General features: G+C 58.1%; 7 protein-coding genes. 3 read left to right on the top strand and 4 right to left on the bottom strand.

Annotated elements, in window-relative coordinates; translation table 11 throughout:
* Positions 1 to 70: 70 nt before the first annotated feature.
* From PspS49_RS07775 to PspS49_RS29790, 3 genes are all read left to right on the top strand, one after another.
* Positions 71 to 658: a YecA family protein gene (locus PspS49_RS07775; protein ID WP_127926266.1), complete on the top strand. Its 588-nt coding sequence runs from the start codon at positions 71 to 73 to the stop codon at positions 656 to 658.
* A gap of 10 nt (positions 659 to 668) precedes the next feature.
* Positions 669 to 1,064: a YbaN family protein gene (locus PspS49_RS07770; protein WP_127926265.1), complete on the top strand. Its 396-nt coding sequence runs from the start codon at positions 669 to 671 to the stop codon at positions 1,062 to 1,064.
* A 248-nt stretch (positions 1,065 to 1,312) separates the two neighbouring features.
* Complete coding sequence (locus PspS49_RS29790) at positions 1,313 to 5,848, top strand: Ig-like domain-containing protein (RefSeq protein WP_238786334.1); 4,536 nt, start codon at positions 1,313 to 1,315, stop codon at positions 5,846 to 5,848.
* A gap of 263 nt (positions 5,849 to 6,111) precedes the next feature.
* On the opposite strand, the gene PspS49_RS07760 is transcribed toward PspS49_RS29790, so the two are convergent.
* The 4 genes from PspS49_RS07760 to PspS49_RS07745 form a co-directional block, all read right to left on the bottom strand.
* Complete coding sequence (locus tag PspS49_RS07760) at positions 6,112 to 8,397, bottom strand: autotransporter outer membrane beta-barrel domain-containing protein (protein ID WP_160038743.1); 2,286 nt, start codon at positions 8,395 to 8,397, stop codon at positions 6,112 to 6,114.
* A gap of 224 nt (positions 8,398 to 8,621) precedes the next feature.
* Positions 8,622 to 10,553 (bottom strand): hypothetical protein, encoded by a 1,932-nt coding sequence (locus PspS49_RS07755; protein ID WP_174245048.1) that lies wholly within the window; start codon positions 10,551 to 10,553, stop codon positions 8,622 to 8,624.
* A 129-nt stretch (positions 10,554 to 10,682) separates the two neighbouring features.
* A complete protein-coding gene (locus PspS49_RS07750; protein ID WP_238786333.1) occupies positions 10,683 to 12,719 on the bottom strand; it encodes a hypothetical protein in 2,037 nt (678 codons plus the stop codon).
* A 464-nt stretch (positions 12,720 to 13,183) separates the two neighbouring features.
* Entirely contained in the window at positions 13,184 to 21,796 is an 8,613-nt protein-coding gene (locus tag PspS49_RS07745) for a retention module-containing protein (protein WP_160038741.1), read from the bottom strand.
* Positions 21,797 to 22,095: the final 299 nt, after the last annotated feature.

Genomic DNA, 22,095 nt, shown 5'->3' with positions numbered 1-22,095 from the left:
ATGCGGCTGGCTTGAGCGCGCAAGAAGGCCTAGAATTCCCGCATTGTTTATTCCCCAAGGTAGCCCCGTAATGTCCTTCGCTGAGCAACTGACCCGCCTGCAAGTTTTCCTCGACGCCGACGAGCTGCATGACGAGGCGCTGGATTACGTGGCCGCTCACGGCTACCTCACCGCCCTGTCGATCTGCGCCGAAGACGTGCCGGAGCGCGAGTGGATCGACGCGCTGTTCGCCGAAGAGCCGCATTACAGCAGCGACGCCCAGCGCGAAGAGATCGAAGCCACCCTGATCGGCCTCAAGGCGCACATCGCCCGTCAACTGGCTTCGGATGAAGAATTCGAGCTGCCGTGCGAACTGGATCTGGGCGACGATCCGGACGATTCCGAACTGCGCGGCTGGTGCATTGGCTTCATGGAAGGCGTATTCCTGCGTGAAGCGGCGTGGTTCGAAACCGCCGAAGAAGAAGTCAGCGAAATGTTGCTGCCGATCATGGTCGGTTCGGGCCTGTTCGACGAACAGCCAGAATTCGAAGACATCGCCAAAGACGCCAACCTGATGGACGACATGATCGTGCAGATTCCGGAAGCCCTGACCGCGCTGTACCTGCTGTGCCAGGCACCCGACGAAAAACCGGCGATCCTCAAGCCACGTCACCACTAAGATCCGGCCTATGGACAACCCCATAGGCAACCGCCCCCTGATGTTGCGCTACTTCCTGCTGGCCGTCGGCTGGCTAAGCGTGGCATTGGGGGTGATCGGGATCTTCCTGCCCGTCCTGCCCACCACCCCTTTCCTTCTGCTCGCCGCAGCCTGCTTCGCGCGCAGCTCTCCGCGTTTCTATCAATGGCTGGTCGAACATCCACGGCTGGGGCCATGGATCCGCGATTACCTCGACGGCAACGGCATTCCGCTCAAGGGCAAGGTCTACGCGATCGGGCTGATGTGGGCGAGCATTCTGTTCTCGTGCTACCTCGTGCCACTGCCGTGGGCGCGGGGTTTCATGCTGACCAGTGCGGTGTTGGTGACGATTTATATCGTGCGTCAGAAGACACTTCGCAAGCCTTGAACGCCGCTGAATTACGAGCGGGAAACGGTGCCTCGTTGATACCACTCGTCTGATTCCCACATGCACCTGTCAGATCTGACAGGTGCGCAAACCGATCCACACAGGTTCAATCACTCCATCATCCGACAGGAGTGCATTTCCATGTTCGCCAACGCCCCCGAGCCTGAAAGATCCCTGATCCTCAATGAGCCTGATTTCACCGGTCGTCGCCACGCGACGCCTGAATGCTCTTCAAGAGGACTTGCCTGATGCCTTCTCACAAGAATTTTCGCTTCCCTCCCCTCACGGAAAGCACCGCAACACTGGCACTGCGTCCCCTGCTGATTCCAGGAATGGTCGAGCCGGTGCAAGACGGCGATGGCGGGATCAGCATCAAGATCGCCACCGATGACCCCAACGGCTTGCAGTGCGTCATCAATCCTTATCTGCCTCCCATGAGCGACGGTGACAAGCTTGAGATCTATGCGAACAACGAGAAAGTGCTCGAACGATTCGTTGAGGCCGACGAAGTCAACCAACGGGTGTTCTTTTATCTGCCGACGCCTGTCGAGTCGGGGTGGATTGAAAACTGCCACTATGTGCTGACCCGCGTGGACGCAACTGTACCCGACCCACCCTCGGCGGCCTTGCGGATATGGGTCAAGCTTGACAGGCCGGGAGATCGTGACAAGGAACCGCATTTGCCCGACGGCCATTCAGAGTTGAACATCGTGCAACTGCCGCCCGAGTTGGTCGAACAGGGCGTGATAGACGCCGAATGGGCTAAAAAAGGTGTGCTGGCCACAATCCCTCATTATGTGTTTTGCACGCGTAACGATCAGGTCCGCTTAAAGCTGGGCGACTATTCGCTTCCTGCACACCCCATCACGCCGGCGCAAGCCGACGGCCAGCAGCCGATCGAGATCCTCATTGATCAGGACGCCATCCTCGGTGCCGGCGACGGTCTCAGACGGGAAATCAAGTACGACATCAATGACGAAGTCTGGAACTGGGCCGACCGCCACTCCAAACGCACCTACATTAATGTGGACGCGGGGGGCGGGCGTCTGGAGGCCCCGATCATCAAGGAAGCCATCCACGGCGTCATTACCATCAGGGATCTGAACAAACTGCCGGTGACGATACAGATCCATGTCAGCAGCGAGTACTTCGCTGTGGGCGACAGCGTGAAAATGACCTTCATCGGCACGCCGCCAAATAACGGTGAGCCGATCATCTGCAGCGAAACCCGCGACATTGATAACGTCCCCTCAGTGCTGGAAATCCCGGTGCCCTATGAGTTAATCAGGGCCATCGCCCAGGGTCGCGCCGATGCGTCTTATATCCGCTACAAAAAGGACGGGGGCGACCCGGTGTCTTCCAAGCGCACCATTGCGCGGGTAGAGGGCGACGTCAACATCCTCCCGGAGCCGAGCATTCGGGAATTGATCGGCGATACCCTCGAACCGGACGAGCTTTACGCCACTGTCGACGTGCGCTACGACATGAAAAATGGCGACTTGATCTGTCTGAGATGGACCGGCATCAAGTCCAATGGCGATGACTATCTGCATGAAGTTCCGCATATCGTCAGCGACAACGAAGCCAAGGAAGGCCTGGTCACGTTATTCATCGATTCCGAGCACATCAGTGTGCTTGATAACGGCACGCTCGACCTTTTCTACGTGGTCGCGAACGATGCACCCGGCCTCCTCGACATCAGGGAATCCGAGCGGTTGCTGGCCAGGGTCGAAAAGGCCCGGGCGACGCTGCCGGCACCCGTCGTGGAAGAGGCCGATCCGCCGGGGGATGTGCTGGATCCGTCGAAGGTGTTCGATATTGTCCATGTGCTGATCGCCGAAGCGAACACCCTCAAGGGTGATGTACTGACTTATTACTGGCGCAGTCCCAATCCTTTTGCCAGTACCAGCGACTGGCTGCCCATCACCACAGTAACTGCTGGTCAACCGGTACGTTTTCGGGTGGATGCAGAGTTTGTGACGGCCAACATCGGCCAGTACGTGAAAGTGCGCTACACGGTATTGCGTGCCTCGAACAAACGGTACGAGCACTCGGCCACGCTCAATTTGCTTATAGGAGAACTGGTCGGTGAGTTACCGCCGCCCGAGGTGGTACAGGCGCCCGACAAAATCCTCAACCCGAAGGATGGTTTGAACGGGGTGGACGTCAAAGTCAGCTACCCCAGCATGAACCCGGCTCAGGATATGATCCGTCTGAAATGGTTAGGGACGCCTGGCGCAGGAACCTCAGACGACCTGGAGCTGCCAGGCAGTCCGACAGGCACCGTGCAATTCCATTTACCCCCTTCAGTGATTGGCGCCAATATTGCGAAAAGGGTGATGGTTGAATACGAAGTAACCCGCTATACCCTCACAACGCCTTCGCAAATGCTCGACCTGTATGTTTCAGACTTTCAGGACCCCGAAAACGAACTGCCCCACCCGCGAGTACCCCAGGCACAGGACAACATCCTGGATCTGATGACATTCAGTGGCGATGCTAAAGCCATCCTTGCTATATGGCCCTTTATTGCACTGAAACAGCGCGTCTGGTTCTACCTGACAGGACAAACAACTTCAAGCGCGTCCCTGACTATCCCGCTAATCCCCGGTCGGGAAATAACCTCCACCGAAGTCAGCAGCGGCCTCAACGAAACCTTGCTCAGAAGCGAACTGATGAAACTGGGCCACTCCACGCCCGCCAGTTTGATCTGCAAAGTGGCATTCGATGGCAGTGAAAAAGAGGACATCGCCTGCTTATTCCCACAGCTACCCCTGACCATCAGAACCCGCTACGACTACGTGCAACCGGTCATCACCGGCGTGACGGACTCACGGGGCGATGTCGAAGAGGCTGGCAAAACCCGCGATGAAAAGGTCACCGTCAGCGGCACCGCTACGCGAGGCGAAACGGTCGAGCTGTTCGATGGACCGACGACATCGATGGGCACGGCGCTGGTGGAAGCCGACAGCACGTGGCGCCGCGAGATCGGTCCATTGACCGAGAAACCCTACAGCATCACCGCCAAGGCCATGTATGACGCCGACCCGGTGTCCAGCGTTCCGCGAACATTCACCGTCAAATTCGCAGAGACCCCGGCGATTCTTTCGGTCACCGATTCACGGGGGGACGTTGCCCATGGGACCACCACCTATGACAACAGTGTGCTGGTGGCCGGCAGCGCGACGCCAAACCTGCAGGTCAAACTGCTGGAGAACAAACAGCCGCTCATTACCCTTGATGTCGACGATAAGGGTGACTGGAACCATCGCCTCAATGATCTGGGAGTTCGCCCCTACAGCCTCACTGCCGAGGCGTTATACGAGATTGACCCTGCGACCAGTCCGCCGCGCAATTTTGTCGTGGCACAAGCGGTCACGCCGACGATCTCTCGCGTGACTGACCTGCGCGGTGAAGTCGCCGCCGACGGTACGACCTACTACCGGAGCGTCACTCTGACGGGCAAGGCCAGCCCGAATGAAAAGATTATTCTGCGCAACGCTGGCACGGCCATCGATACGATCGATGTCATCGCCAGCGGCGATTGGGAATACGTTTTCAATAACCTGAGCCTGTCGACCACTTACCGCCTCACTGCGCTGGGCGACTATGGCAGCAATCCAGAGTCGAGCCCGCCCAGAGTCTTTTCTGTTGCAGCCTTTATTTCACCGACGATTACCACGGTCACTGACTCGGTCGGCGCGGTGGGACCGAATGAAACGACTTATGACAACGCGGTCACCGTCGAAGGCGAAGCCACCCCGCGCGAGCAGATCCAGATGTACAACAATGGCACTGCCGTCGGCTCGCCGGTCAACGTCAATGCCGATAAACAATGGACGGCGTCTGTCACTCATTTGACGATCGGCGACCAAAGCCTCAAGGCCCGGGCACTGTATGCCGCGGTTCCGGTGGAGAGCCCGGCGAGAGACTTCAAGGTCGCCGCCCACATCGCGCCGACGCTGACGTCTGTGCATGACGGCGTCAGTGAAATCGGCAATGGTGGAACAACCAAAAAGACCTTGGTCAACTTGCGTGGCAACGTTACGCCCAACCGTGAAGTGCAGGTCTACGACAACAACAATCCAAAGCACACGGTGAGAGCGATCGGCGACGCGTGGAGCACCACACTGGCGGTGCTTGAGGGGGGTCATTCCTTGAAAGTCAAAGCTGTCAGCACCGGCCAGGAGTCTCAGCCAGCTCGTACCTTTACGGTACTGCCGGTGATACCGCCGCTGTACTTCAATACCAACCCCGTAACCTTGAGCGGCAGGATTTATCTCATTCCGGGAAGCCCTGTATTGCCAGCCTTCGGCCCAGGCACTTCAGTGCAGCACCAGGCGAGTGGTGGCCAACCTCGCTACACTTACAGCACCAGTAATGACAACGTGGCTGACGTGGATTCGCAAAGTGGACTCGTCACTGCGCGAAGTAACGGCAGTGCAACGATTTCGGTAACGGATCAGGCGGGACAAAGGAAAAGCTATTTGGTGACGGTAACAGCGGTTACGCAATGTTATGGATTAAGCGCAAACTGGTTGTCCAGGGTAGGGGATGAGGCAAAAAGTCGAGGCCTGAGGTTGCCTTCAATGGGCGAGTTACGAGCAATAAGCAGTTCTTTTGGAAATCGTTGGCCATTGGGTAATTCATTCTACTGGTCTAATGAGTCGATCCTTTATTGGCCCAACCCCAATCCGTACTATCACTGTAGAAATCTGGTTACAGGGGAAGAAAGAGCGATTATGAACCTGAATGTAATACCCGGAGTGGGCATCACACCTTGAGCATTTCAAATGTGGGACCGGGCTTGCTCGCGAAGGAGCCATACCTGCCAACAAAAATCCCAAGCCAAACCCGATGAAGGCGCGCCATTGCGCCAAGGAGGGAATCCTTCCCCATGCTGGCGGCAGCATTGGACAGCGGATGGCTTCGGCATCTGGCAAAACCGATTAACAAAAATGACAAGGCCGCTGCTCCTCGACAGAACAGCGGCCGTCGTAAAGGTGTCTCGTTGATTACGAGGCACTTTCCCTTTAACAAGCAGTAGTTAAAAGCTGTACCGCAATCCCAGATTCACACCGTAAGGCTGCTCGATATGCTCCCCATTGGCATAGTCCAGATCAACATGCACCTGCCACCGCTCGGACATCGCCACCGCCACCCCCGCCCCAAACTCCGCCCGAGAGCCGGACAAGTCATTGTTGAACACGTTGTTGTTGACCTTCACTTCGTTGTTGGTCGCAAATTCATAAGCAACCGCCGCGCGCACATAGGGTTGGGCGACAGCGCCGTTAGCGAGTGCGATGTTACGTCCGAACGTGGCACCCGCCTTGCCGAGCAGTGAGCGCATACGATCACCGTCGGCGTCCATGTCGTTGTCCAGCGTGTAGTGTTTGCCCTGGATCTGCACCGCCGACAGTTGCGCGAACGGTTCGACGAAGTAGTCGTTGGCCAGTTTGATATGCCGACCGAACTCGGCAGAACCGCCTACCCCCCAGTTGTCGTAATCACCTTTGGTCCGGCTGCCGTCGCTCAGGTTGACCTTGGACTCGTTGCGAAAACGGTTGAACTTGAGCACGCCGTCAAAGTAGTAACCGGTATCACTGTCGAGCCAGGTGACATAAGGCCCGACGTAGTAACTTTTCACCGTTCCCGACGTACCGCGATCAAGATCCAGATCGGACTCGCTCGTGCCGGTGAGTACCCCGACCAGCACCTGGCTTTCGCCCAGTCGAGCGTCGGCGCCAAGGGACAAACCCTGTTGCGTCTGCTGATAGCCCACGCCCGAGCCATCGGCAACGTTGTACTTGTTGCCGTAGGTGCGGATCCAGCCGCCGGCCTGGCCACCGTTGAAACGCAATTCGCCCATGCGGCTGCGCAACGAACTCAACTCGCCATACCAGACGGTCGGGGCTGTGTTGAACAAGGCCAGTACCGAGCGCGCGCCGGGGCTGATGACTTCGGTGGTCGGGTCGAGAAACCACTCCTTCGCTCCCCCCTCGATTTCCCGACTGGCCAAACCGTACGACCAGGTCCCGACATCCACTCTCTGATCGCCGGCCAGCGCAAAATTCGCTCCACCGGTTGTGCCGGTACGCACTAGCGTCAATTGCTGAGGCGACGCCGCATCCAGCCCCGAAGCCTTCACCGCGAGATCGAACTGCCCCTCTGACTGACCAAGAACATTGAGGAAATCACTCTGCCCGTTGGCAAAATCACCTTTCATCTCAAACGTGCCGGTACCGGCAAGTGCGCCGACCGTCAGTTGATAGTAGGTTGTGGGTGCCTGCGCTGCGCCGAAAGTAACCCGGCCGCCCTCCAGGCGCATTGCGCCAACAGAGTCATCGCCGGTCAAGGTCCAGTTTGAACTGTCATTGATGTTGACGCTGGCGACCTTGTCCAGACGACCGGTGAACTGCGACTGGTTCTGCAAGGTGACGTTGGCCGTCGAGCCGTCCTCAACCAGCATGTCTCCGGTCATATCGCCTCGGTCGAAAATGAAATCAGCCGTGCTGGAACCCGTCACTGAAAAGTTGCCAATCAACGTACTGTTGCCAACCTTTACCGCGGCGGTCGAAGCCTCTTGAACCGCCAGCAATTGATTAGCGCTACCTTGCAAAGTGGAGTTGTTCAGCACCTCGATGCTGACGTCTGCACCACCGGCAACCTCTATCGCCGGCCCATTGCGTCCCTCTATACTGGCACCGTCCAGTACCAGCGTATTGCTGCCTGAAACGGACGAGTCGTTGACCATCCGCACACCCGCCCGGTCGCCGCTGATACGAGTACCGGCTGTAGCGTGCACTTCACCGCCGATCATACTCAGGCCGACACTGCCCGCGGCCTGTCCCGTCACTTCACTGCCGATCAGTATCAGGTTGCTTAACGCGGTTATCTGTATCCCGGCTTCGCCCCCCCTGAATTGACTGTCAGTCGCGGTGACAGTCGACCCTTGCGTCGAAGAGAAAGACCGATTGACCATCATTCCTATCGAGTCGCTGGTGACATCGGCCTGCACAAGATTGCCTCGACTGGCCGTGATGGAAATTCCCTCAATGCCACTTTCAGCATTCACCGTGGCACCATTGATGTTCAGTGTCGATCCGGAAATCACATTCAGGGTATGAGTCATGGCCTGGGCAAGATTCAGTACTCCGTTATTGCGCACCAGGTAATCAGTGGGCGGCACTGTCGAGTCCACATCCAGCGTACTGTTATCGACGATGACCGCGAACGCGGGTGAACCCAACAAAAAAAATGCCGGTATCGCTACCAGCATTCGAAAGCTTCCGGTGGAAGTGATTCTGCAAAATGAAAAGACTTCGGGTTTCATGATTGACTATCCTTCGATTAATTAACTCCGGCAAATTTGTTTACCCGCCAGACAATTCAGCGTCGAACAATACCGAATGCCACAATCCAACCAACGTAGGATTTTTCTGAAGTTCACAGGGTAAAAGTCCTTAAAAAATTCGTAACCATTTTCCACTGGCTACTCGTTAACTATTTAAAAAGGAAGGTACATGCAGTACCTTCCTTGGCGACTTCAGCACCTTCTTAAGGTAGGGGGCATGAACCGCCCGCCGGATCAACCATATAAACCCTTACCACATGTTCTGCAGAGGGTGTGTCGCGCCCATCAATAACAGCCGAGTAGCTTATGCCTCCCCACGCGTTTTCCGTGGTCAGGATCGCCGGATCATAGGGAATCTTTACAATGAACCCGGCGGTTGCTTCCTGACTGGAGGGGGTGTAGGTAACTTTGGCTTCGGTATCGGGTTTAGTTGTGCTTCCGTCGTCAATGTAGCCTTGATAAGTGAACGTCAATACCTTATCTGCCAATTGAGGCTCGCCCCCCGCGACCAACACTTCGACTACAACGCCGGCAACGCTATCCCTTCGCAAAGACAAGCAATTCAGCAAGCCGAAGTCGTCATCGAGGTGTTGGAACTTCACCTCCGGGACGACACCGTCACGAACGAGTACATCAACATCCGTCGCGAGCGAAACATCCACGTTATCGTTTACATCGTGGCTGATCACATAATGGGTCTTGATCGGATTACCGTTACCTGCGTCCTCGAAAACCTTCCATAGAACAGTCCATTCCAAGTCGGCTGGAAGCGTAGCACCGATTTTTACAATCCCGCCGTCTGCCTCGCTTACCGGCTCACCTTTCCAGTAAAGTTGTACTTCGTCATTCTCCTTGGCCTCGGTATAGAGCGTAGCCGTTACAATTACCGGGCCAGTGTTATCAGCCTCCCTCAACTGATTGGGAAGCCCGCCATCGTTGCCTTGTACTGACACTGTTGGCAGATCGGGGTTCGGGTTGCCTGGCTTGTCGGGATCTATTGGCGCGCCTGGCTTGCGCAAATCCACGCTGATGTTGTCCAGCTCGACCGGAACAAGAGGATGAGCGACACCCTTGCGCCGTATCTGATAACTGGCTGTAACAGTCTTCAGGCCGGCATTGCCGTTGAAGACATTGCGGAAGGGCACATCGACATAAAAGGGAAACCCGGGAATCGTGACCGCCGACTGTAACTGGCCATCCCAAGTGACTTCCAACTGATCGCCATCAATGAAGTTGGTGTATTCATCTTTAATCCCGACGCCAATCGGTTGCTGAGCATCTTCCAAATCAATCAGGTTGTCGCTATACAGGGGAATATCCAGCGGCAGCAAACCTGCAGGAGGATCTGTCAGCGTGACGTTCAAGCGCTTATAAGGTGAATGAAGGCTTTTATTGCCCTTGCGATCCGTCACCTGCCAATAAATAGCCCTTACTCCCTCTTCATCGTCCAGCATTGCCGCGGTCAGTTGAAATTCCAGAGGCGTAGCCAGATCCGTACGAGTAATTGTTCCAATCAACGTCGGCAAAGGTACGGAAGTGCCAATAAAACAATCAACCACATCATTGAGCATATGGCCGGCATATTCCTGAACAGTTATCAGCACATGACCATTATCGTCGAGATATTTTTTAGTGATACCGTCACGCTCTACTTCGGTGGGAACATTGACCTCTGTTATCGGCAGCGGCGGGCTTCTGTCAACATTAATCTCCACGGGTGTTACGACACCAATGTTCCCGCCTTGACTGAGGTAGTAGCTCAATTCATGTTTACCCTCTCTGTCGGTCAGGTTGGCCGGCAGCGTCATAGGGATCAAGAGAATGCCAGCGTCAAGAGGCGTGGTGTAGCTATATCGCGTTTGTGGCAACCTCGTGCCATTCCACATCAAATCAATAAGCCCCGGCACGGAGGGTATATCACCTGCTCGTGGAGGCCGAGGTATATTTACTTTCAATTCCAAGCCCTGTAATGAAAGCGGAACCTGATTCTTGCCATCACCGACTTGATCAGGCAGCAAGGGATTATCAGGGTGTATTTGAGGGGGGTCTGCATCCATCTTCGGGGCTGCAAGGCGGATTCTCTTGTAATCCAGTCGACTTTGCTGTGCGGGGGTGAGTTTTTTATAAACGGTCATTTTATCGCTCCTGGAGAAGACGCCCACGCATACGCAACAACGCAGGCATACGTTTGGCACTGGTTAACTTCTTGTCACTGAAAGGCATTACTTGAGTCAGACACGAGAAACGTGAAATTCAGGAACTGCTTATTTCAACAAGCCTGGCAACTTCGCAGACAAGTGTTCTGCAAACTTTTTACCCCATCCGGAATTCTCGCAGGGCGAACCACAGTAATCCTCGCCCTCCTTATCGGAACAGACAATACCGCTGGGCAGGGTTCTATTAATAATGACGAACTCCTCTTTTGAACTGCCCACGCCGCCCTTGGCTTTCTTAAGTGTGTAATGACACAGTGCAGAGCCATCATTCACCATAGGGGCAATCAAACGTTCAAAGTCCGCGACATGCACTTCAAAGCCATCACGCGCTTGCGCGTCATTCAATATCGTGGGGAACTCGTCTGTCACTCCGGGAATAGGTTCAGAGCCATTCAGCCCTTCAGATCCTTGCCAATGCAGAGTCACTTCATCATCTTTGTCGAAGGCGGCATTCCCCTCGATTTTCACCCAGACCCCTTTCCAGAGTCGCGGACATGCACAACAGTCAAGAACACCATTCTTGTTCGCATGCGGAAAGGATGGCTCTTTCAGGTTGTCGATCACCACAATCGATACATTGACTGACGTTGTCAGAGCCTGTTGCAGATTGACGTTGTTGCTGGTCGTGTAATAGACCGGTAATGCAGGGTTTTCCCGGTCCTGGTCAATGATCGACCAGGGAATGCTGAACGGCACGCGCTTACCGGCTACATCACCGGGCTGGACGATATATTGTGCTGCAGGGGTGGCGATTGCTCCCCAGAACAGGCTGATTGTCTGCCCGGCAAGTGGCGCATCAAACAGCGCTAGAATCCCTTCGGCAGGCTCGCCAAAATCAGCCGACGTCAGCGTGTTGAGGTGTTTCGAATTGACGCCGTATATTTCTACTTTTGCCAGATCAGGGTTGAGCAATGCCGGGGCATTGGCGTGGTCCTGCCCTGCGAGGGTCAGATCCAAGGGAACCCGGGTTTCCAGAGAGGGTTGTGTGGTACCTGCAGGACGTCGCACTCTGTAAGTCACCGACGCCGTCAAGGGCCCCAGCCCTTTAGCCGTAAGAGCTGGCCAAGACACTGGCACGACCACGGGAAAGCTGGAAGGATCAACCGGCACCGGCGCTAGCGGTGTGCCATTCCAGTCGAGCAGAATTTCGTTGTCACTACCTGGATTGTCATAACGATCGATTTCTACCGTCACGGCACCCTGAGCCACCGCACCTTCACGGGCATGCTGGCGGTCAATCAACCCTCTGTCCGACAACGGCACGCGAGGCGGCTTGAGATTTCCGGGCGCCGCGTTCAGATCGACCAACAGTTGCAACAGTTCTGATCTGGGGCCTTTATTACCCGCCCAGTCTCGTAGACGGTAGTAGATATAACGGGGCCCCTCACCCCGATCACGAATGTCCTGTTCGCGCATGGTGATAAACAGTTCATCAAGGTCAATGTCTGTCTGACTGAATTCCTGTTCATCAATCTCGGTTTCCGAGTCGGAAGGTTTATCCGTATCGGTCCAGAAATAAATGGCTCTGTCCCGGGCTTGTATTCCCACATAACTGCGCACTTGAAAACGAACCTGCCCATGTTCCTTCAAGTAGTCGTCGGTGATAGCGCCGACGACATCGAGCATTTCCAGCAAGGCGGGTTCCTGACCATCATCCGGGGCCACCCTGTCCACGGTAATACGTTTTTTAGCGGACTCAGCAGGGTTGCCCCCCTGGATCAGGATGTAAGACAGGTCGTAGATGCCATTGTCCAGATAGTCCCTGGGGACTGATACGATCTTGTCCCCGGGTTCGATAGGTATAAAAAACTCAAATTCATCGACCTCGCGAAATTCATCCCCAAACGGGCGAAATCCCACTTTGACAATATCGCGCCTGAAAAGAGGATCGGTTGAGAAGCTCCACGCTGGAACAATCAACTGCAGATCACGGTTCAACTCCGTACGCGGCAACAGTCCGTCGGGACTTTCTGCACCGTGTTCGTCCTTGAGAATGACCGGCACTTGCGGAACCGGCAAAGCGGTGACTCCTGATGGTTGCGGATTTGCACTGTGCGGGCCTTGTGTGTGTTCCGGGGGCTGCATGTAGGACGCTCCGCGACAATTAACCAAACGTTGGTGTGCGGGTATCAACAGGGTGATACCGCCGCTGCATGGGTTCGATTTAATGCGCAAAGCCGGGCGCTGCCTACTGTCAGAAATTACAGGTTTTGCTACCGTTCGTCGGAATCAATGCTCGTACGCAGGGGGATTAAACATGTGCGCTTATCAGAACCGCGCAGGCAACAAATCGAGCTACACGACCTCGCGTCATCGCCTACGGCTACGGCAAAATCCGCCGGGTTGATGCAGGTGTGATCAATCGCTGAATTATTCGGAGTCAGATCCGGCGCTTTCGCGAGCAGGCTCGCTCCCACAGTTAACCGCGCTCCAATGTGGGAGCGAGCCTGCTCGCGCAGACTGACGGAGGAACAACGCCCTGCCTTCAGGTAGAAAAAACCCGCCGCCCCGGTTGAACGGAACGGCGGGTTTTTCGTTTCAGACTGCGCTTACACCGTATCCACCTTCAACGAATGATCATTCAACATGCCGCTGATGATCGTCGCCGTGTCATGCCCGCCAGCCACCATGCCGCCCGCCCCCGGCGTGACGCCGTAGTGACTGGCGAGGTTGACGCCGGCCAGATCAATCGTCTGGTTCGGCGTGGCGCCGGCCATGGCGCTGACGTCGATGCTGGTCATCACCGAGGCGCCGCTGCCGGTGACGGTGAAGTGCAGGTAGTCGTCCAGTGAGGCGCTGGTGCCGTTTTCGCCCTGCAGTAGTTGCGACAGGTCGAGCTTGTCGGTGCCGGGGGTGAAATCGGTGATCAGGTCATGGCCACTGTTGCCCTTGAGCCACTGGAAGGTGTCGGCCCCTGCGCCACCGGTCAGGGTGTTGTTGCCCATGCCGCCGATCAGCAGGTCGTCACCGCCGCCACCGTTGAGGATGTCATTACCGAGGCCGCCGGTGATCACGTTGTTATTGTTATCGCCGGTGAGGGTGTCGTTGAAGTTCGAGCCGACGAGGTTTTCGATGCCGGTCAGCGTGTCGGTACCGGCGCCGAGGGTGTTTTGCGCACCGAGCAGGCCGAGGTTGACGGTGACGGCAGCCGTGGCGTGGGCGTAGCTGGCGGTGTCGATGCCAGTGCCGCCGTCGAGCAGGTCATTGCCCGGGCCGCTGTAGAGCAAGTCGTTACCGGCACCGCCGTGCAGTTCGTTGTTGCCTGAACCGGCGCTGAGGACATCGTTGCCGTCGCCGGCGTTGATGATGTTGTCGCCGCTGCCGGCCACCAGCACGTCATCCCCCGAGGTGCCGGTGAGGGTGTGGCCGTCCTGATAGCTGATGCTGACGTTGGCCGTGTCGCTGCCGCCATGGTTGTCGTTGGCGGTGTAAGTGCCGTGGAAGTCCGGAGTGATGTCGTGGGCCCCGGCGTAGTTGACCGTCATGGTCAGTTGATAGTTTTCTGCCGTATTGGGGTTACCGCCGCCGTTGGGGTTGCTGATATTGGTGACGTGGATCTGGTAGGTGCCATCGGCGCTGGCAGTGATCGTGCCGCCATCGGCAATCGCGACGAACGCGCCGCCATTGAGCGAGTACTCCATAGTGATATGCCCGGCCGCCAGGTTGTGATCCAGGTTCAGCGTTTCGCCCTGTTTCAGTTTGACCGTGATCAGGTCTTCATCGTTGGCATTGGCGTTGGTCACCGCGCCGAGGTAGCCGCTGATCACCAGCACGGCGGTCATTGCCGCCGTGTTGGCCGCAAACGCGCTGCGCACATCGGCCAGGGTCTGGTTGGCGGCGGTGTTGCTGTTGCCGTTGAAAGTAATCGCGCCGGTACCGGTGAAATCCGCGCCCTTCGCTATCCAACCGGTGTTGAAAGTAGTCGGTGTGGCGTTGAGCGTATCGCCATTCGGATCGGTGTCGTTGGCCAGCAGCAGCTCGCCCGGCACCACGATGTTGCCCGACAGCACGTTGGTGATGACGTGGTCATCCACCGCCACTGGCGGCGCATTGGGGATCACTTTTACCGTCAGCATCGAGCTGGCGAGGTCGCCGTCGTTGTCGCTGAGGGTGAAGCCGATGTTCTCGGTGATGACCACAGCGGTGGTTTTCTGCGAGGTGTAGGTGTAGTCACCGGTGTCGAGGTTGATCAGCAGTGTGCCGCCGTTATTGGTGGCGATGCTCAACGTATTGTTGGCGGTGTTGAAGGTGCCGTGATTGGTGCCGCCACTTGGCGTCAACGAGCCTTGGCCGCTGAGCGCTTTTGGATCATAGGTGTAAGTGGTGCCGTCAACGACAATGGATTTGATGAAGCCGCCATCGGCGCCGAAGGTGCCGCCCTCGCCCAGCAACGAACCGGTGACCGGCGCGCCTTGGACGGTGCCCGACAGCACCGAGTTGAGTTGATTGAGGTCGGTCACCACCACCGCATTGGTGTTGGTGTGGCTGATGCCGTCATACGCCAGCGGATCGAGGTTGGCGTTGCTCACGCCGCTGCCCAGGCCAATCGCGTAGTTCTTGATGTTGTTGGCATCGAGGAAGTTTTTCAGCGCGGCTTCGTCAGCAGCGTTGATGTCACCTTCGTTGGGTTTGCCGTCCGAGAAGAAGTAACCGACGTTCTGCGCCCCGGTGAGTTTGCCCGAGGTGTTGAACGCGGTTTGCATCACCGCCACCGCGGCGTCGTAGTTGGTGCCGCCGCCTGCGGTGAGGCCGGCGAGAATGGTTTTCGCGGTCGCGACATCGACCCACACCGAGGTTCGGTCAGTGGCGTTGCTGCTGAAGGTAACGAGCTGGACTTTGACATCGCCGAGGTCGTCGTACTTGTCGAGCAAGGCGCTGATCGCCTGCTTGGCCAGGTCCAGCCGCGACAGGCCCGGCACACCCGAGGCGTCGGCCATACTGCCGGAGATGTCGAGGACGATAAGCAGGTTGGAGTCGATCTCCACCGCTGCCACCGAACGATCCGACGCCACGGCTTTTGGCACGTCATCGACGATGTTGACCACGAGGGTACTGGTGGTGCTGTTGCCCAGTGCATCGGTGGCTTTGTAGGTGAAGCTTTCGCTGAGGGTGTTCGCCCCGTCGTTGGCGCCCGGCGAGGTTTTCGGCGCCGAGGTCAGCGTGTAGGTGTAGGTACCGTCGGCGTTGAGCTGGATCTGCCCGTAGGTGCCGGTGGCGCTGCCGACCAAGGTGTAGGTAATCGCGCCGCTGCCGCCGGTGACGGCGCCGACCAGTGTGCCGGTCGCGGTTTCGCCAGTGTTGCTCGGGTCGCTGCCGGTGACCGTACCGGGAGCCAGATCCGCTCCGTCCTTGCTCAGGTCGAGGGCTTTTTCGTAGACCGTCACGTCTTGATCGACCGAGGCCACCAGCTTGCTGTCAGCAACGTTGATGGTGATGGTCGTGGTGCTTTCATCGCCGTCGCTGTCACGGATGGTGTAGGTGAAGGTGTCGGTGGCGCCCGGTGGGCTCACCGAGTTCGGGTTGCTGTGGTAAACGGCGTTGCCGGCCGCGTCGAGGGTCAGGTAACCGAAGTTGCCATTGATGTTGCTGTTGAGGCCGCCGACGGCCGAGGTGCCGGTGTTGCTGCCGGCACGCACACCGACCACCGTCGCTGCACCATCGGCACCGCTGATGTCATTGCCCAGCACGCTGACGTTGACCGTACCGCCCTCGGCCACCGAGCCGGTGTCGGGTTTGGCAGTCGGCAGGTCATCGACGATGTTGACGTTGATCTGGCCGTTGGCGGTGCTGCCATCGGTGTCCGTCGCCACGACGTTGAAGTTCTCGGTGAGGCTGTTGGCACCGTTGGCGTTCGGGTGGGTTTCGTTGTCGACCAGGGTGTAGCTGTAACTGACGACACCGGTCGCCGGGTTGTAACCGGTGACGGTGAAGGTGCTGCCCAGCGGCGAGACGACGGATTGCGGGAAGCCTGCGGCAACACCGTTGGTGACCACGGCGATGCCGCCCACAGTAAGGGTTTGCAGGCCATCGAGCGCATTGACGGTGAAGGTGCCGCTCTGGGTCAGCGCCGGGGTGTTGGGGCTGGTGCCATCGCTGAGGTTTTTCTCGTAAACGCTGAGTTCGCCGCCATTGACGTCGAGGCCATTGAGCACCACCGGATCGTCATTGTTGTGGATGTTCAGCACCAGGCTGGCAGTGCTGGTGTCGCCGTCGGCATCGGTCAGGGTGTAGCTGAACGTCTCGCTGCCGTTACCGCCGCCGTGCAGGTTTTTGAAGTCGGCATCGTTGGGGTTCAGCGTGTAGGTGTAAGTGCCGTTGGCATTGAGCACCAGGGTGCCGTAAGTACCGGTGAAGGTGCCGGGGGTGATCGGTCCGGCATTCGGTCCGGTCGCGACCACATCGGCACCTTGCACATCGTTGCTCAGCACATTGCCAGTCAGGGTCAGCTGGGTTTCCGAGGCGCTGTTGGCGTTGCTGTCGTTCACGGCTTTCGGCACGTCATCGACGATATTCACGACAATGGTGCTGGTGACGATGTTGCCGAGCGAATCGGTGGCCTGATAGGTGAAGGTTTCGCTCAGGCTGTTGGCGCCATCGTCGGCATGCGGCGTGGTGCTCGCCGGCGAGGTCAGGGTGTAGGTGTACGTGCCGTTGGGGTTGAGGACGATCTGCCCGTAGTTGCCGGTGGCGCTGCCGACCAGCGCATAGCTGATCGCGCCGACCGCCCCGGTGACCGAGCCGACCAGGGTGCCGGACGCGGTTTCGCCGGTGCTGGTCGGGTCGCTGCCAGTGACCGTGCCGGGCGCCAGATCCGCGCCGTCCTTGGTCAGGTCCAGCGCTTTCTCGTAGACGGTGACGTCGGTGTCGCTGGTCGCGCACAGCTTGCTGTTGTAGACATCAATGGTGATGGTGGTGGTGCTTTCATCACCGTCGGAATCGCGCACGGTGTAGGTGAACACATCCACTGCGCCCGGGCCGTTCACGACGTTGGGATTGCTGTGATAGACCGCGTTGCCGTTGGCGTCCAGGGTCAGGTAGCCGTAGGTGCCGTTGATGTTGCTGCTGAGGCCGCCGATGGCCGAGGTTGAGGTATCGGAGCCGGCGCGCACGCCGACCACGGCACCGGTCACAGCCGGGCCGTCGGCGCCACCGATGTCATTGTTCAGGACATTGCCACTGACCGTGCCGCCCTCTGCCACCGAAGCAGAATCAGGATGAGCGCTCGGCAAATCATCGACGATGTTGACGTTGATCTGGCCGTTGGCGGTGCTGCCATCGGTGTCGGTCGCGACGACGTTGAAGTTCTCGGTGATGCTGTTGGCGCCGTTGGCGTTTGGATGGGTTTCGTTGTCGACCAGGGTGTAGCTGTAACTGACCACACCGGTAGCGGGGTTGTAACCGGTGATGGTCAACGTGCTGCCGAGCGGCGTGACGATCGATTGCGGGAAGCCTGCGGCCACGCCACCGGTGACCACGTTGATGCCACCCACGGTCAGGGTTTGCAGACCATCGAGGGCGCTGACGGTGAAGGTGCCGCTCTGGGTCAGCGCCGGGGTGTTGGGGCTGGTGCCGTCGCTGAGGTTTTTCTCATAGACGGTGAGTTCGCCACCGTTGACGTCGAGGCCATTGAGGATCACCGGATCGTCGTTGTTGTGGATCTGCAGAACCAGATTCGCCGTGCTGGTATCGCCATCGGAATCGGTGATGGTGTAGGCGAAGGTTTCCGTGCCGTTGCCGCCGCCGTGGAGGTTTTTGAAGTCGGCGTCGTTGGTGTTCAGGGTGTAGGTGTAAGTGCCGTTGGCATTCAGCACCAAGGTGCCGTAAGTCCCGGTGAAAGTGCCAGGGGTTACCGGACCGGTTGGCACGCGATCAGCACCTTGCACGTCATTGGTCAGGACATTGCCAGTCAGGGTCAGCAAGGTTTCCGATGCGGTGCCGGCGTTGCTGTCATCCACGGCTTTTGGCAGGTCATCGACGATGTTCACATCAAGGGTGGCATTGGCGGTGGTGCCGTTGTCATCGACCACGGTGACGGCGAACTGCTCAGGCAGGTTGTTCGCGCCATTGGCGGTTGGATGCGCTTCGTTGTCGACCAGGGTGTAGCTGTAGCTGACCACGCCGGTGGTCGCATTGAAACCAGTGATGGTCAGCGTACTGCCGAGCGGCGTGACGATCGATTGCGGGAAACCTGCGGCTACACCGTTGGTGACCACGGCGATGCCGCCGACAGTCAGCGTGGTGACACCGTCGAGTGCAGTGATGGTGAACGTGCCGTTTTGGGTCAACGCGGTGGCGTCCGGTGTGCTGCCGTCCGTGAGATTTTTCTCGTAAACGGTGAGTTCGCCGCCATTGACGTCGAGGCCGTTGATGATCACCGGATCGTCGTTGTTGTGGATCTGCAGGACGAGGTTGGCGGTGCTGGTATCGCCGTCGGAATCGGTGATGGTGTAGGTGAAGGTTTCCGAACCGTTGCCGCCACCGTGGAGGTTTTTGAAGTCGGCATCGCTGGTGTTCAAGGTGTAGGTGTAAGTGCCATTGGCGCTGAGCACCAAGGTGCCGTATGTGCCAGTGAAAGTGCCCGGGGTTACCGGGCCGCTCGGTACGCGATCCGCACCTTGCACGTCATTGGTCAGGACATTGCCGGTCAGCGTCAGCAGGGTCTCCGATGCGGTGCCGGCGTTGCTGTCATCCACAGCTTTTGGCAGGTCATCGACGATGTTCACATCGAGAGTGGCATTGGCGGTGGTGCCGTTGTCATCGACTACGGTAACGGCGAACTGCTCCGGCAGATTGTTCGCGCCGTTGGCCGTCGGGTGCGTTTCGTTGTCGACCAGCGTGTAGCTATAGCTGACCACGCCGGTGGTCGCATTGAAACCGGTGATGGTCAGCGTACTGCCCAGCGGCGTGGTGACCGATTGCGGGAAGCCTGCAGCCACGCCATTGGTGACGACAGCGATGCCGCCGACGGTCAGCGTTGTTACGCCGTCGAGTGCGGTGATGGTGAACGTGCCGCTTTGGGTCAACGCGGTGGAATCCGGCGCACTGCCGTCGCTGAGGTTTTTTTCGTTGACGGTGAGTTCGCCGCCATTCACGTCGAGGCCGTTGATGATTACCGGATCGTCGTTGTTGTGGATCTGCAGGACGAGGTTGGCAGTGCTGGTATCACCGTCGGAATCGGTGATGGTGTAGGCGAAGGTTTCCGTGCCGTTGCCACCGCCGTGGAGGTTTTTGAAGTCGGCGTCGTTGGTGTTCAAAGTGTAGGTGTACGTGCCGTTGGCGTTGAGGACCAGCGTGCCGTAAGTCCCGGTGAATGTTCCGGCGGTGATCGGCCCGGCACTTTCATTGGTCACCACGCGGTCGGCACCCTGCACGTCGTTGGTCAGCACGTTGCCGGTCAGTGTCAGTTGCGTTTCAGACGCCGTGCCATTGCTGTCATCAAAGGCTTTGGGTACGTCGTCGGTGATGTTCACGTCGAGCGTGCCGTTGGCAGTGGTGCCGTTGTCATCGACCACGGTGACGGCAAACTGCTCAGGCAGGTTATTCGCGCCGTTGGCGGTTGGATGCGCTTCGTTGTCGACCAGGGTGTAGCTGTAACTAACCACACCGGTGGTGGCGTTGAAACCGGTGATGGTCAGCGTGCTGCCGAGCGGTGTAGTAATCGATTGCGGGAAACCTGCGGCCACGCCGTTGGTGACGACGGCGATGCCACCGACAGTGAGCGTCGTTACACCATCGAGTGCAGTGATGGTGAACGTGCCGCTTTGAGTCAGCGCGGTGGCATCCGGTGCGCTGCCGTCGCTGAGGTTTTTCTCGTAGACCGTCAACTCCCCGCCTTCGACGTTCAGGCCATTGATGACCACTGGATCGTCGTTGTTGTGGATCTGCAGGACGAGGTTGGCGGAGCTGGTATCACCGTCCGAGTCGGTGATGGTGTAGGCGAAGGTTTCCGTGCCATTGCCGCCACCGTGCAGGTTTTTGAAGTCCGCGTCGCTGGTGTTCAGCGTGTAGGTGTACGTGCCGTCGGCATTCAGCACCAAGGTGCCGTAAGTGCCGGTGAAAGTGCCCGGGGTTACCGGACCGGTTGGCACGCGATCAGCACCTTGCACGTCATTGGTCAACACGTTGCCAGTCAGTGTCAGTTGCGTTTCAGATGCCGTGCCATTGCTGTCATCAAAGGCTTTTGGCACGTCGTCGGTGATGTTGACGTCGAGCGTGCCGGTCGCGGTGTCGCCATTGCTGTCGCCGGCAATCACCGTGAATTGTTCGCTGAGATTGTTCACGCCGTCGCCGGCCGCATGAGTTTCGTTGCCGTTGAGGGTGTAGCTGTAGCTGACAACGCCAGTCGCCGGGTTGTAGCCGGTGATGGTCAGGGTGTTGCCCAGTTGCGAGGTGATCGATTGCGGGAAGCCGATCGGCACACCGCCAACGATAACGTTGATGCCGCCGATGCTCAGGCTGGTCAGACCATCCGGCGCCAACACCGTGAAGCTGCCGCTTTGCGTCAGTGCACCCGGGTTGGCCGACGAACCGTCAGGCAGATTGGCTTCACTGAGGTTCAGTTCGCCGCCCGCCACATTCAGGCCGGTGAGGGTCACCGGATTGTTCACCGGTGGCGGCACCACCACAGCCGGGGTGTCATCGCCGTTGTCGATCACCGCGTTGTGGCGTTCTTCAGGGAATTCGGGAATACCGCCGAACCCGGCGGTGGGGAAACCGATGATCGGGTCGACCCGTCCGCCCACTTCGGTCAGCAGAACAAAACTGTGGCCGCCGCCCGCCTCTCCCGGTGCGCCGCCCGGGGCATTCGGACCGGCCGCGGTGGCTTCAGCGGTTTTGCTCGGGTCGTCCCCGGCGGCGATGGCTTTCTGGATCTGCTCGACGTCGGTCAATTGCGCGTCGCTCGGGGTCACGGCCTCAGCGGCATTGACATGCGCCGCCTGACCCGCCAGCAGTTCACCGGTCATGGTCATGCTGCTGCCGCGTCCGAGGGTCAGTTCCTGGCCGTTTTGCAGGTGAACGGCGACGGCGCCTTCTGCGCCGGTGATCAGTTGATCGCCGGCAAACAGGCGATCCCCCTCAACCAGTGCGCGTTTGGTACCGTCGGCTGACTGGGCGAAAACCTGGCCAATGACTTTAGTGACTGTGCCGATGAGCGTTGCCATGTGAAATCCTCCGCTGCCGACCACCGTCGGCACTGGTAAGCGAAGCAGCCCATGGCTCAACCGGGTTGTTGGAGGCGACGCTCGCACCTTCAACAGTTCGTTTCGCAGGTGGCTTCTTTCGGAAACATCAGTGCTATCAAGCACTTCCGCATCCCGATCAAAGCAATACGCCCACTAACGCTACGTAACGCTGATGAATCACCCGAGTGACAAAAATCTGTCACCCCTCAGCCGCTACGCGTCCCTCCCCTTCAGCAGTACTTCGCCGTATGTCGCAAAGTGAGTGGAACTTTCCTCAA

The sequence above is a fragment of the Pseudomonas sp. S49 genome (assembly GCF_009866785.1).
Taxonomy (GTDB): Bacteria; Pseudomonadota; Gammaproteobacteria; order Pseudomonadales; family Pseudomonadaceae; genus Aquipseudomonas.
This window is presented reverse-complemented; position numbering and strand designations above follow the sequence as displayed.